A 13,534-nucleotide genomic window follows, 5' to 3' on the forward strand; every position below is an offset into this window, starting at 1 on the left:
CGGACATGGACTTCGCGTTCGACGCGCGTACGGAGGAGCTGCGCGGCAGGCTGCTCGCCTTCATGGACGAGTACGTCTATCCGGCCGAGGCGGTGGCCGAGGAGCAGCGGGCAGCGCTGGCCTCCCCCTGGGACACCCCGGCCGTGGTCGAGGAGCTGAAGGCACAGGCCCGCAGGCAGGGTCTGTGGAATCTGTTCCTCCCCGACGCCGAGTACGGCGCCGGGCTGACGAACCTCCAGTACGCGCCGCTCGCCGAGATCACCGGCCGCTCCCCGCACCTCGCGCCGACGGCCCTCAACTGCGCGGCGCCGGACACCGGCAACATGGAGGTGCTCGCCCAGTTCGGCGACGAGCGGCAGAAGAAGCAGTGGCTGGAGCCGCTGCTGGCCGGTGAGATCCGCTCGGCGTTCGCGATGACCGAGCCGGAGGTCGCCTCCTCCGACGCCACCAACATCACCACGCACATCGAGCGCGACGGCGACGAGTACGTCGTCACCGGCCGCAAGTGGTACATCTCCGGGGCGATGAACCCCGACTGCAAGATCTTCATCGTGATGGGCAAGACCGACCCGGACGGCCCGGACATCCGCCGTCAGCAGTCGATGATCCTGGTGCCGCGGGACACCCCGGGCGTCACCGTGAAGCGCGCGATGCAGGTCTTCGGCTACGAGGACCACTCCCACGGCGGCCACGCCGAGGTGGTCTTCGACCACGCGCGCGTGCCCGTCACCCACCTGATCGGCGAAGAGGGCGGCGGCTTCGCCATCGCCCAGGCGCGGCTCGGCCCCGGCCGGATCCACCACTGCATGCGGCTGATCGGCATGGCCGAGCGGGCGATCGAGCTGATGTGCCGGCGGGCCGTGTCCCGTACGGCGTTCGGCAAGGCGCTGGCCCAGCAGGGCGTGGTCCACAACTGGATCGCCGACGCCCGGGTGACGGTCGAGCAGCTGCGGCTGCTGGTGCTGAAGACGGCCTGGCTGATGGACACCGTCGGCAACCGGGGCGCGCACACCGAGATCCAGTCCATCAAGATCGCCACGCCCCGCGCGGTGGTGGGGATCCTCGACCGCGCCATCCAGCTGTACGGCGCGGGCGGTGTGAGCCAGGACTTCCCGCTGGCCGAGCTGTATGCGGGGGCGCGCACCCTGATGATCGCCGACGGCCCGGACGAGGTGCACCAGCGCTCGCTGGCGCGGCGGGAGTTGAAGAAGTACCTCTAGCAGACACACGGAAAGGGGCGGTCGCCACGGGCGACCGCCCCTTTCCGTGTGTCCACGGGGTCCATCGGTACAACGCGGCGTACCGGCGTGTCCGCGGGCCTACCGGTACAGCGGGGCTTGCCGGTGTGACCGCGGGGCGTACCTGTACGACGGAAACTTCCGACATGCCCGCGGGGCTACGGGCGCAGGGCCCGCAGCAGCAGGTCGGCCAGGTGGTCGGCGACCTGCTGGGGGGTGAGCGGGCCGCCGGGGCGGTACCAGGTCGACAGGTGGTGGACCGAGCCGAAGTGGTAGTCCACGACCAGGTCGGCGGGGGTCGCCATGGAGAAGACGCCCTCGCGCTGGCCCTCCTCGATGAGCGCACGGAAGCGTTCGTGGTAGCGCCTGCGCTCCGCGCGCACCTGCTTGTTCTTCTCCGGGCTCAGGTGGTGCATTGAGCGGAAGAAGATCATCGCGTCGTCGAGGTTCTCGATCGTCGTGACCACGACGTCCGCCGCCGCGTCCCGCACCCGCTTCTCCACCGGCTCGTCCGCGTCCGCGAACGCGTCCAACCGCTCCTGCTGGACGCGGAGCACCCGCGCGTACACCTCGTGCAGAAGGTCGTCCTTGGAGCCGAAGTAGTGGTAGAGCGCACCCTTGGTGACGCCGGCCGCCTCCACGATCTCCTGCACCGAGGTGCGGTCGTAGCCCTGCTCGGCGAAGAGGCGGGTGGCAGCGTTCAGCAGCCGCTGCGGGACGGGCGTGCCGTCTCCGTCCGTCGTCCTGGGCACTGCCGCCACCTGCCTTTCCGTCGTACTACCGACTGTCGCTGCCACTGCCCTGCGCCTGGGAACGCAGCTCCCGACGGAGGATCTTCCCACTCGCCGTCTTGGGCAAGTCGGGCAGGATCTCCACCTGGCGCGGATATTTGTAGGCGGCCAGTCTCTCCTTGCAGTACATCGCAAGTTCATCCGGGTCCGCCTGCACGCCCGGACGCAGGCTGACGTAGGCCCGGACGGTCTCCCCCCGGTAGCCGTCCGGCACGCCCACGACGGCCGCCTCGCGCACCGCCGGATGGGTGTAGAGGACGTCCTCGACCTCGCGCGGCCACACCTTGAACCCGGACGCGTTGATCATGTCCTTCTTGCGGTCCACGACGTACAGCCAGCCCTGTGCGTCCATGAAGCCGATGTCACCGGTGCGCAGCTCGCCGTCCGGGAAGGTCTCCGCGGTGGCCTCGGGGCGCCGCCGGTAGCCGGGGACCACCTGGGGCCCCCGGACGACGATCTCGCCCTGCTCGCCGAAGGGGACCTCCTCGCCCCGCTCGTCCACGATGCGCACGACGGTGTCCGCGCCGGGCACGCCGACCGCCAGCGTCCCGGAGACCGGGTCGACGGGCGCCTCCAGGCCGGGCGGGACGGCGGCGCACGGGCCGCTGCACTCGGTGAGGCCGTAGCCGACGCGGATGTACGGCCCGAAGCGCTCGCGGAACCTCTCCACCAGGGCGGGCGGCACGGGGGCGCCGCCCGAGGAGAGGTTCACGAAGGAGGCGAAGTGCTCGCGGGTGACGCCGGGGTGGGCGGCGAGGGCCAGATAGGCGGTGGAGGGGCCGACCGTGTAGTGCGGGCGGTGCTCGGCGAACGCCTCCAGGACTACACCGGGCTCGAAGCGGTATCCGAGCACCAGGGTGCCCGTGCTGTTCAGGCAGGCGCCGAACTGGCAGACCATGCCGGTGATGTGGAACAGCGGGGCGAGCGCGTAGTAGACGGGCCCCTCGGGCAGGCCGAGCCCCGTCCGCTGGCGCTCGGCGTTGTGCATGATGTTGCCGTGCGTGTTGGTGGCGCCCTTCGGGGTGCCGCTGGTCCCCGAGGTGTAGCTGATCAGGGCGACGTCCCCGGGGCCCGGGGTGCGGCCCCCGGGTGCCGTGCCGCCCTGCCGGGCGACGGTGGCCAGGTCGTCGGCGTCGGGTGCCTGGGGCAGCCGCTCGAAGCCGAGCACGCGGGCGTCGTCACGCGTCTGGAAGTCCAGCTCGCACCCGGTGAGCACGATCCGCACCGGCGAGTCGGCGGCTGTCTCCCGCAGGTACGCCTCCCAGGCGCGGTCGGAGCAGATCAGCGCGGCGACCTCGCCGTCCCGCAGGACGTGGCCGACCTCGGCCGACTTGTACATGGGGTTGACGGGCACGACGGTCGCGCCCGCCTTCCAGGCGCCGAGGACGGCCAGCACGAAGTGCGGGGAGTTCTGGAGCAGGACGGCGACCCGGTCCCCGCGCTCCAGTCCGCGCCCGGCGAGGTGGGCGGCCACCGCGTCGGACAGCTCGTCGACCTCGCGGTAGCTCAGACGGGCGTCGAAGTAGGCGAGGAAGGTGCGGTCGGGGGCCTCGGCGACGGCGTGGCGCAGGGCGTGCACGAGGGAGTCGGCGGGCCGGACCGGCTCGCGCTGGGCCTCGCTGAGCAGGGCGAGCCAGGGCCGGGCCGCGTAGCGGGAGGCGCTCACCGGGCGGCCTCCCACTTCTGCTGGATGTGGCTCATGCCGGCCAGCCAGCGGTCGGGGGTGGCGGCCCGCGCCTGATAGTACTCGGCGACCTCGGGGTGCGGCAGGATCAGGAAGCGGTCCTCCTCGATGCCGCGGAAGAGGGCGTCGGCGACCGCCTCCGGCTCGATCGCGGTGGGCTGCAGGACCAGGTCGCCCGCGCGGCCGGTGGCGGCCAGCATGTCGGTGCGGACGCCCTGGGGGCAGATGGCGTGGACCTTGAGGCCCCGGTGGCGGTAGGTGAGGGACAGCCACTCCGCGAAGGCCAGTGCGCCGTGCTTGGTGACGCTGTAGGAGGGGGCGCCGATCATGGTGAGGAGTCCGGCGGCCGAGACCGTGGAGACGAACCGGCCGCGCCCGCGCTCCAGCCACTGCGGCAGCAGCGCGTGGGCCGCGCGGACGTGCGCCATCACGTTGACGTCCCAGGACAGTGCCCAGGAGTTCTCGTCGAGGCTCCCGCCGGCCGCCGTGTCCTCGAAGGCGACGCCGGCGTTGGCGCAGAAGACGTCCACGGTCCCGCCGAGCGCGTCACGGGCGTCGCCGACGATCGCCGAGGCGTCACCGGGCACGGCGGTCCCGCCTATCTCCCGCGCCACCGCCTCGGCCTTGCCGGCGTCGAGGTCGTTCACCACCACGCGGGCACCCTCGGCGGCGAACCTGCGGGCCAGCGCGGCCCCGATCCCGCCACCCGCTCCGGTGACGACCACTCCCGCATCCTGAACGGCTTCCACCATCGGTCTCCTTCGACACGACTTCGCGCGGCACACATCGACTCCGGCGGCCCAGACTAACCAGTCGGTATGTAGGAAGGAAAGAGCATCCGGCCCAACTCAGGGGGCGCGGGGAGGTGCGGGACCGGCCAGACTCGGTCTGCACCTTCCCACCCACGGAGGTCACGCCATGCACCTGTCCAGAAGGGCCTTACTCGCGGCGGCCACGGCCACCGCCTCGCTCGGCACACCGGCGACCACGGCCGACGGCGGGCTGAGGACCGGCTTCGAGCGCCTGTCGGCCGACGGTTACGCCCTCCTCGCCGGCCGCAGGGTCGGCATCGTCACCAATCCGACGGGCATCACCCGGGACACCCGCCACATCGTCGACGTCATGCACGCCGACCACCGGGTGAGGCTGACCGCCGTCTTCGGTCCCGAGCACGGCTTCCGCGGCACGGCCCAGGCGGGCGGCTCCGAGGGCCGCTACGACGACCCGGCGACCGGCCTGCCGGTCTACGACACCTACCTGAAGAGCGGCCGCCCCCTCGCCGACATCTTCACCGCCTCCGGCGTCGACACGGTCGTCTTCGACATCCAGGACGTGGGCGCGCGCTTCTACACGTACATCTGGACGCTGTACGACTGCATGGAGGCGGCCGGGCTCGCGGGCAAGCGGTTCGTCGTCCTCGACCGTCCGAATCCGGTCACCGGACGCTCGGCCCAGGGCCCCGTCCTGCACAAGGAGTTCGCCACCTTCGTCGGCCGGCAGCCGATCGCGCAGGCGCACGGCATGACCGTGGCCGAGCTGGCCCGGCTGTTCAACGGGGAGTTCCTGAGCGCGCCCGTCCCGCTGGAGACCGTCCTGATGACCGGCTGGAGCCGTACGCGGTTCTACGACGCCTGGAGCCTGCCCTGGGTGCCGCCGAGCCCGAACATGCCGACCCCGGACACCGCGCTGGTGTACTCGGGCACCTGCCTGTTCGAGGGCACCAACCTCTCCGAGGGGCGCGGCACGACCCGGCCCTTCGAGCTGCTCGGCGCCGACGGGATCGACGGCCGGTGGGCCGCCGCGGTCAACGAACTCGGGCTGCCGGGCGTGCGGTTCCGGGAGGCGTACTTCGCGCCCACCTTCTCCAAGTTCGCGGGCAAGACCGTGGGAGGCGTGCAGGTCCATGTGCACGACCGCACCTCCTACGACCCCGTCCGCACCGGGATCGCCCTGCTGGTGACCGCCAGGAAGGCCTGGAGCGGCTTCGCCTGGCGCCCCGACGACTGGATCGACAAGCTCACCGGCTCGGCCCGGGTGCGGACGATGATCGACGCGGGCGCGGACACCGACGAGGTGGCCGGCGCCTGGCAGGAGGAGCTGACGGCGTTCCGGAGCGTCCGAAGGAAATATCTGCTCTACAAGTGACCCGCCGTGTATGGCCAACTCCGCCCCGTCGCAGGACGATGCGCCCATATCGCATCGTTTCGGGGGGACGAGGGAGCCTGACATGGCGGAGCCTGGAATGAGTGTGACTCCCTACTGGGAGCTGACCTTCGACGCGGACGGGGACGTGGACGGCCCCGAACGCGACCGGCTGCTGGAGCAGGTCACGGACCACGGTGTCCGTGACCTGATCGTCTTCGCGCACGGCTGGAACAACGACCGTTCGGGCGCGACCGCGCTGTACCGGCACTTCTTCGCCCCTGTCCCGAAGCTCGCCCCGAAGGCGCGGATCGGGTACGTGGGCGTGATCTGGCCGTCGATGCGGTTCTGCGACGAGCCGATCCCGGACTTCCCCAGGTCCGTGACGGCCACGGCGGCACCGGGCCCGGCACTGGACGAGGACACCCGCCGGGCTCTGCTCGCGGCCTTCCCCGACCAGGCCGCCGCGGTCGGCCGGCTGGCCGGGCTGCTGGACGAACGGCCGGGCGGCGACGAGGGGCTTGCGGAGTTCGGGCGGCTGGCCCGGCAGCTGGCCGGGGTGCCGCAGCCGTCCGCGGCGGACACCTCGCAGCCGGGCGAGCCCTCGGTGTTCGGCGCGGACACCGCGGCCGCCTGCGCGGAGTTCGCCGCGGCCCTGGGCGGGCTCACCTCGCCCGGGGCACCCGAGGGTTTCACCCTGCCGAACCCCTGGGAGGGCGCCAAGGAACTGCTGCGGCAGGCGGCGTACTACGCGATGAAGCGGCGGGCCGGGACGGTCGGCGAGCACGGACTGGGGCCCGTCGTCGGGCAGTTGGCCCGTGCGGCGTCCGGTGTGCGGGTGCATCTGGTCGGACACAGCTTCGGCGGCCGGCTGGTGTCGTTCGCGCTGCGCGGGCTGCCCGCGGGGGTACGCACGGTGAAGTCCGTGACGCTGCTCCAAGGGGCGTTCTCGCACTACGCGTTCGCGACCCGGCTGCCCCAGGACCGGGACACCGCGGGCGCGCTCAAGGACCGGCAGCACCTCATCGACGGCCCGCTGGTGTGCTGTCACTCGCACTTCGACGCGGCACTGGGAACCTTCTACCCGCTCGCCTCGCGTCTCGCGGGCGACAGCAGCTCGTTGCTGGGCCTCGACCTCGCGGCGGTGCTGGGCGCCGAGTGGGGCGCCATGGGCCATGACGGGGTGCAGGCGGTTGCGGGCACCGCCGCGCTGGACCTCGCCGCGGCGCTGAACGGGGCGCTGCCCGCCTCGGGCTGTGTGAACGTCGACGCGGCCGCGGTCGTGCGGCGCGGGGGCCCGCCGGCCGGGGCGCACAGCGACATCCTGCACCCCGAGCTGGCACGGGTGGTGCTGGCGGCGGGCCGTATCACCTGACCCGCCGCCGGCGCCGTCCCACGGGCGCCTCGGCGGCGCCCCGGCAGTGCTCCAGGAACGCGTCGGCAGCGCCTCAGCGGTTCCTCGATCCCTCAGCGGCCCCTCATGCGGTCCTCGTACGGTTCCTCAGCGGTCCCTCATACGGTCCTCATGCGGTTCCTCAGCGGTTCCTCGTACGGTTCCTCAGCGATGCGAGGTGTACTCCACGACCTGCTGGAAGGTCGGCCGGTTCTGCCAGCTGATCTTGCCGTGCTTGATGCCGCCCAGGGTGCGCTGGTTGATCGAGTCGGCACACCACTGGTCGCCGGCGGAGCACAGGTCGTCGCCCGGGTAGACCTGGGCGGCGGTCAGGCCGGCGGCCTGCTTCAGGGTGCTGATCAGCATGTCCCGGCAGGCGCCGAGGCTGCCGTCGCCGCAGTACTTCTGGGCGAGTCCGCCCTGCACGGACTCCCCGAGCACCGCCCGGATGTCCTTGTCGACATAGCTCCACCAGCCGTACTGGAAGGAGCTTCCGGCGTGCGAGCCGGTCGGGCCGTGTCCGGCGGACGGCGCCTCGTCCACGGGCAGGTTGCCGGTGAACGCGGTGTACAGGTCACTGCCCAGGCCGGGTTCGAACTCGCCCTTCACCAGCAGCGGCCACCAGCCGTCCAGGATGCGGATCGCGTCGGCGTTCGCGTACGTCTTCGAACCCGCCGAGGTCTCCGTGCGCCTGGCACCCGCGCTCACCCACGCCTGGAGCTTGTTCACGGCGTCGGCGGCCGTCGGGTCGGTCACCGCGGAGGAGTTGATCACCTTCAGCAGCTTCGGCAGCACGTCCTCGGCGCGCAGGTCCGCGAGGGCCGCGTCCGCCATGGCCTGCACCAGCTTGGTCCGGGTCACCCCGCCGGCCGTGACCAGCTTCTTCACCCGGTCCTCCAGCAGGTTGCCGCGGTGCACCGATCCGTCGCCCCACGACGCGGTCGTGTAGTCCTTGGCCTGCTTGTTGTTCCAGGAGATGTAGTAGTCCTGGTCGACCGAGTTGGGGTGGGCGGAGGCCGGGGTGTAGTCGGCCGTGTTGGTGGCCGGGTCCCAGTTCCGCCACTCGTACGCGGGCTGCCCCCACACCGGGAACTCGGCGTCGACGCCAAAGGCCCGCACCGGGTTGTCACCGCTGTTGTAGTAAGCGGTGTGCTGCGAGTCGGCGTAGAACCAGTTGAAGGTGTAGTTGATGTGCTGGGCCGCGCTCTGGAAGTCCTTGGGGCCCTTGACGTAGTCGGGGTCGTTCAGCATCTGGAAGCCGATGATCGAGTCGGCTTCGTGCAGATAGGAGGAGCGCAGGCTGGTGTAGGCGACCTTCTTGCCGCCGACGGTGGCCCGGTACTCGACCGGCCCGTACTTCGTCCGCCACACACGCATCGTGTACGACCCCGCCGCCGTGCCGTCGGCCAGGGTCGGCTTCCAGGCGTTCTTCTGCTCGACCTTGTCCATGGCCGTGCAGGTGCCGTGGTACAGGTAGTGGTAGTCGTCCTGGCACAGCTCGACGGCATAGGTGTCGATGATGTCCTGGCCGGAGGTGGTCGCACTCCAGGAGTAGTCCTGGCCGCGGCCGAGCTCGACGTACATGCTCAGACCGGCGAAGGAGGCGCCCCGGGCGCTGATGCCGGGCCCCTGGATCTCCTGGAGCATGAGCAGCTGCGGGGCGAAGTAGCCGGTCTGCGGCCCGAAGACGGCGATGGGGTGACCGCTGGCGGTGTACTTGCCGCTGACCACGAGGGCGTTGGACATCCCGCGTCTGGCGGAGCTGAGCGTGCTCTTCGCGGCCGACGTCGAGGTGTTCTTGGCCTTCGCGGTGGCGGCGCTGCCGGTGCGGTCGTAGACCAGCGGCTCCTGGGTCACCGAGCCGGGGTCGGGCAGGGCCTCGCCCTTGGGATCGTCGGGCCTGGAGGCGTACGGGAAGCTCTCGCCGTTGTGGACGGTGAGGGCGGCCTCGGCGTCGTTGCGCTCGCGGAAGGACTCCCAGACCTTGGTGCCCTGCTCCACGCCGTACTTGGACTGGGCGGCCATCAGGGAGAGGGCGTTGTTGACCTCGCCGCCCCCGCCGGAGCCGAACAGCGAGCCGATGACCGAGGCCAGCGCAACGAGGTCGGTGACCTTGAAGTGGTCGATGGTGCCGGCGTTGGTGATCGCGTCCTTGTGACCGGTGAGGTCGTACTCACCGGGGAAGTAGCGGCCGCTGTCGGAGGCGTCGATGTAGGAGTTGACGCCGTCGAGGTAGGCGTTCACGTCGGCGATCGCCTGCTGGCCGCGCGCGCCGTTCTTCGACACGGCGTTGTCGATCTGCGCCTGCAGGTCGGCCTCGGTGTACGGGGCGTTGCGGTAGAACTCCTGCTCCAGGCCCTGGTTGGAGGGCGCGCCGCCGGCGAAGCCGGTCAGCTGGCCGCGGCCCACGTGCCGGAAGACGTCCATCAGCCACAGCCGGTCCTCGGCGGCCGCGTATCCCGCGCCGAACTCGGTGCCGTAGCGGGTGGTGCCTGTGATGTGCGGCACACCGGCCTTCTTGTCCCGGACGATGGTGACGTCACTGCGGCCGGCCGGCTTCTCGGTGGAGGCCACCTGGTCGGAGGGGACCCCGAACGACGCGTCGTTGAAGAAGGTGTTGATCTTCGTATCGGTGAGGCCCGAGTAGCCGGTGGCCAGGTTGGCATAGGGGCCGAGCTGGTCCTCGGCGTGTGCGGGCTGGGTGCCGAAGGCCTGGTTGAGCAGGATCTGGGCGAGGGTGGCATTGCCGTTCTCGCCGGGCGGCAGGATGTCGGAACACTGGCCGCCGCAGTAGTCGTTCGAGGCCGTGGCATGTTCCGCCGCCGCTGCCTGGGTCAGCGGGGAGAGCAGGCCGGCGATCAGGACACAGACGGATGCGGCTTTCAGGAACCCAGTGCGCTTGCGGGGAGTTCTCAGTTTGTCGAACAGCACGTTGCGTGGGGCGCGCCGTGGCATGGCAGCTCCTCCCGACGGGGGTGGGCCGGACGTTACCGCCGGTATCCCCGGGATTGAAGATGAACATGCGTCAACTTTTGGAGTCATTGGAGTCGATGCCCGGCGGTCAACCCGGGGCGCCTTATGGGAGGGCATCGGAAATCGGATGGAGCCGAATCGTGTGTCGATACGTCTACTCGGCGGCGTCGCGAGGAACACGTACGGCGACGCCGAAGTGACCGAAGTACAGGCGCAGGTGCGACGGAGGTGCAGGGCGATGGCCGGATTCCGAAGTCTGGCGAGACAGGTGCGCGATCCGCGGTGCGATCTGGCACTGCGACGCTACTCACTGCGCAAGTGCCTGGAGCGGTTCGCTCCCTACGGGCACCGCGCGACCTGGGACCATCTGTGCTCCCGGGCCGGGTTCGGTCCGGAGGACCGGTCCCCCGACCCGGTGCGGCTCGTGGCCGCGCTGGAGGAGCTGGAGGCGGCGCGGGCGGTCTGGCTCGGCTATGAGGCCGAGTTCGCCGAGCGCCGCAAGAAGGAGAAGCACGGCGGGCTGCGCCGGCCGGGCAGCGTGGACGACTGGCACCGGCTGACCTGGGGCGGGTTCGGCGTCGCCTGGTGCGACGACCCGCGGGTCCACCCCGACGCGCCCCTGGCCGAGGTGCTGCGCCGGCTCATAGCCGCGCTGAACCGTGAACCGGGCTCGTCCTGCCCGGTGTGCGGCGGCGAGCGCCTTGTGTGGAAGTACGGCCTGGACCACGAGCCTTCGTCCGGTCCGGTCTGCACGGACTGCGGGATCCTCGTGCCCCGTCCCGTGCTCACGTCCCAGGCCCTGGCCCACGCCAGGCGGGGGATGCTGCTGATGTCGGCCTGACCAGCGAGGTGGGGGGTGGAACCGGGGGGTGCGCCGGGGGATGCCGCACCCCTTGCCGCGAGCGGCCGTCGGGCACGGCTCGCACGGGTGGGTCCGTTGCCGGTGCCTGCGGGCACCATCGAAACATGGTTCAGGTCTGTCTCAACGGGCGCCGCTCGGCCGCCGACGGTGCGGCGGTGCCGTTGTCCCCGCAGGAGTTGGCGCGGTCCGCGGCCGAGGCCGTCGCGGCCGGGGCCACTGAGGTCCACGTCCGTCCCAGGACGCCGTGCGGGCGCGGCAGTCTGTCCCCGCGTGTGGTCGGGCCGACCCTCGGCGCGCTGCGCGAACGGGTGCGTGTGCCGGTCGGCGTGACGACGGGGGCCTGGGCCGCACCCGACCCCGAGATCCGGTTCGAACGCGTCCGTTCCTGGTCGGTGCTGCCCGACTTCGCCTCGGTCGACTGGCACGAGCCGGGCGCCGAGAAGGTCGCCGAGCAGCTCCTCACCATGGGCATCGGCGTGGAGGCCGGCATCCGGTCGGGCACGGACGGAGCGGCCCGGTTCGCGGCCTCGCCGCTCGGACCGCGGGTGCTGCGGGTGCTGGCGGAGGTGACCGACCCCGACCCGGCGACCGCGCGGACCACGGCGCACGCCCTGCTGGCCGCCCTCGGTGACGCACACGGCCGTCCGGTCCTGCTGCACGGCGAGGAGGGCGGTGCCTGGCCGGTGCTGCGGCTCGCCGGACGACTGGGCCTGGCCACCCGCACGGGACTGGCGGACACGCTTCTCCTGCCCGACGGCGAACGGGCGCTGTCCAACGCCCAGTTGGTGACCGAGGGGCTGGTCCAGTACGGGTCGCTCCAGCGTCCCTCGTAGGGCAGCCCGACCGGCCGCGCCCGCATCGCCGGGTCCGCCCCCCGGGGCGCGCAGCCGTTCTGTGCGGGGCCGGCGGGTCCGTCGAGGACGGCGCCGGCGGCCGCGTGGACGGCGTCAAGTACGGCCGCAGGCAGGGGAGTTCGGTCCCGTCCGGGACCTCGCGCCGGGCTGTCGGTCATCAGCGCTCGCCCGCCGGCCGAAGAGCGCGACCCTAGCAGGGTCAAATCCGGTCGCTCCAGCCGTTTCCCGTGCGGAGAGTGGGTGCCGATGAAAACGGACTGAGGAACCGAGGAGTCCCCAGATGTCGACGCTGCGCGTCACCGCCGAAGTGCTGACCGTCCACGAGCATCCGAATGCCGATGCGCTCGAACTGGCCCAGGTCGGCCTGTACCGGGCCGTCGTCGCCAAGGGCGCCTACCGCACCGGCGAGGCCGCCCTCTACATCCCCGAGCAGTCCGTGCTTCCGTCCGGGCTGATCGAGGAGCTGGGACTGACCGGGCGGCTGGCGGGCGGCGAGGCCAACCGGGTCAAGGCGGTGCGGCTGCGCGGCGAGCTGTCCCAGGGCATCGTGTGCCGGCCGAAGGCGCTCACGGACGTCGATCTGGTGCGGGCGGCGGCCGAGGGGACCGACTTCGCCGAGCGGCTGGGCATCACCAAGTGGGTGCCGCCGATCCCTCCGACCATGAACGGAGAGGTGGAGTCCGCTCCCGGCCTGCTGCCGTGGGTCGACATCGAGAACATCCAGCGCTACCCGGACATCTTCACGCCGGGCGAGCCGGTCGTCCTGACGGAGAAGCTGCACGGCTCGGCGTGCCTGCTGACCTATCTCGCCGACGAGGACCGGGTGTACGTGTCCTCCAAGGGCTTCGGGGCGAAGTCCCTGGCCCTGAAGGAGGACCCGCGCAACCTCTACTGGCGGGCGATACGGGGACACGGCGTCGCCGAGGCCGCGGCGAGGCTCTGCGAGCGGCTGGGGGCACGCCGGGTCGGCATCTTCGGGGAGGTGTTCGGCGCCGGGGTGCAGGACCTGACGTACGGGGCCGACGGCCGCCGGGAGACGCTCGGGTACGCGGCGTTCGACGTGTCGGCGGAGATCGACGGGGCCGTGCGGTGGCTGGACGCGGCAGAGGTGCTGGAAGGAGAACTGCCCCTGGTGCCCAGGCTGTTCTCGGGCCCGTACGACATCGAGCGGGTGCTGGAGGTCGCGAGCGGGCGGGAGACCGTGTCCGGGCGGGAGCTGCATCTGCGGGAGGGCGTGGTGATACGGCCCGCCGAGGAACGGTACAGCCCGGTGACCGGGGGCCGGGCGATCGCCAAGGCGGTCAGCCCGGCGTACCTGACGCGCAAGGGCGGCACGGAGTACGAGTAGGCACCACGACTGCCCGCAGCCTCCGCCGGCCACAAAGCCGACGGGGGCTGCAACTCCCTGGCCCCGCGGGAAACTGCGTAGCCACACAACCGACGAGGACTACACCCCCCGAAGGGGCTCGGGGAACTACATGGCCACACAGCCGACCAGTGCCGCAACCCCCTAGGGGCGCAGGGAACTGCGCAAACAGCCACAGCGCGCCCGCAGACGCAGACGGGCCGCACCCACAACGCCCCCGACCGCGGCGGC

10 protein-coding genes are annotated in these 13,534 nt (G+C 71.6%); 6 read left to right on the top strand and 4 right to left on the bottom strand.

Annotation, left to right across the window (positions count from 1 at the left end; all coding sequences use genetic code 11):
- Nucleotides 1–5 precede the first annotated feature (5 nt).
- Nucleotides 6–1,220, top strand: coding sequence for an acyl-CoA dehydrogenase family protein (locus ACFZCP_RS37550; RefSeq protein WP_362695918.1), 1,215 nt, complete (start codon nucleotides 6–8; stop codon nucleotides 1,218–1,220).
- A gap of 176 nt (nucleotides 1,221–1,396) precedes the next feature.
- Here ACFZCP_RS37550 and ACFZCP_RS37555 read toward each other — a convergent pair whose 3' ends face one another.
- The 3 genes from ACFZCP_RS37555 to ACFZCP_RS37565 are packed head-to-tail and all read right to left on the bottom strand — an operon-like array spanning nucleotide 1,397 to nucleotide 4,465.
- A complete protein-coding gene (locus ACFZCP_RS37555; protein ID WP_391438190.1) occupies nucleotides 1,397–1,990 on the bottom strand; it encodes a TetR family transcriptional regulator in 594 nt (197 codons plus the stop codon).
- Between the two features lie 25 nt (nucleotides 1,991–2,015).
- Entirely contained in the window at nucleotides 2,016–3,695 is a 1,680-nt protein-coding gene (locus ACFZCP_RS37560) for an AMP-binding protein (RefSeq protein WP_391438191.1), read from the bottom strand.
- Entirely contained in the window at nucleotides 3,692–4,465 is a 774-nt protein-coding gene (locus ACFZCP_RS37565) for an SDR family NAD(P)-dependent oxidoreductase (protein WP_391438192.1), read from the bottom strand. Before ACFZCP_RS37565 ends, ACFZCP_RS37560 begins: the two co-directional genes overlap by 4 nt.
- Nucleotides 4,466–4,631: 166 nt before the next feature.
- On the opposite strand from ACFZCP_RS37565, the gene ACFZCP_RS37570 reads away from it, so the two are divergent.
- Complete coding sequence (locus ACFZCP_RS37570; protein WP_391438193.1) at nucleotides 4,632–5,858, top strand: exo-beta-N-acetylmuramidase NamZ domain-containing protein; 1,227 nt, start codon at nucleotides 4,632–4,634, stop codon at nucleotides 5,856–5,858.
- 82 nt (nucleotides 5,859–5,940) lie between these two features.
- Nucleotides 5,941–7,230, top strand: a complete 1,290-nt coding sequence (locus ACFZCP_RS37575) for a serine-threonine protein kinase (RefSeq protein WP_391438194.1) — start codon at nucleotides 5,941–5,943, stop codon at nucleotides 7,228–7,230.
- 183 nt (nucleotides 7,231–7,413) lie between these two features.
- On the opposite strand, the gene ACFZCP_RS37580 is transcribed toward ACFZCP_RS37575, so the two are convergent.
- Nucleotides 7,414–10,203: a penicillin acylase family protein gene (locus ACFZCP_RS37580; protein WP_391438195.1), complete on the bottom strand. Its 2,790-nt coding sequence runs from the start codon at nucleotides 10,201–10,203 to the stop codon at nucleotides 7,414–7,416.
- Nucleotides 10,204–10,459: 256 nt separating this feature from the next.
- Here ACFZCP_RS37580 and ACFZCP_RS37585 point away from each other — a divergent pair, with 256 nt between their 5' ends.
- The 3 genes from ACFZCP_RS37585 (at nucleotide 10,460) to ACFZCP_RS37595 (ending at nucleotide 13,285) form a co-directional block, all read left to right on the top strand.
- Nucleotides 10,460–11,062 carry a hypothetical protein gene (locus tag ACFZCP_RS37585; protein ID WP_391438196.1) on the top strand — a complete coding sequence of 201 codons (603 nt, stop codon included), beginning with the start codon at nucleotides 10,460–10,462 and terminating at the stop codon, nucleotides 11,060–11,062.
- A gap of 125 nt (nucleotides 11,063–11,187) precedes the next feature.
- Nucleotides 11,188–11,916, top strand: coding sequence for a 3-keto-5-aminohexanoate cleavage protein (locus tag ACFZCP_RS37590; protein ID WP_391438197.1), 729 nt, complete (start codon nucleotides 11,188–11,190; stop codon nucleotides 11,914–11,916).
- A gap of 301 nt (nucleotides 11,917–12,217) precedes the next feature.
- Entirely contained in the window at nucleotides 12,218–13,285 is a 1,068-nt protein-coding gene (locus ACFZCP_RS37595) for an RNA ligase (ATP) (RefSeq protein ID WP_391438198.1), read from the top strand.
- The last annotated feature ends 249 nt before the right edge of the window (nucleotides 13,286–13,534 follow it).

The sequence above is a fragment of the Streptomyces sp. NPDC007971 genome, assembly GCF_042958635.1.
Taxonomy (GTDB): Bacteria; Actinomycetota; Actinomycetes; order Streptomycetales; family Streptomycetaceae; genus Streptomyces.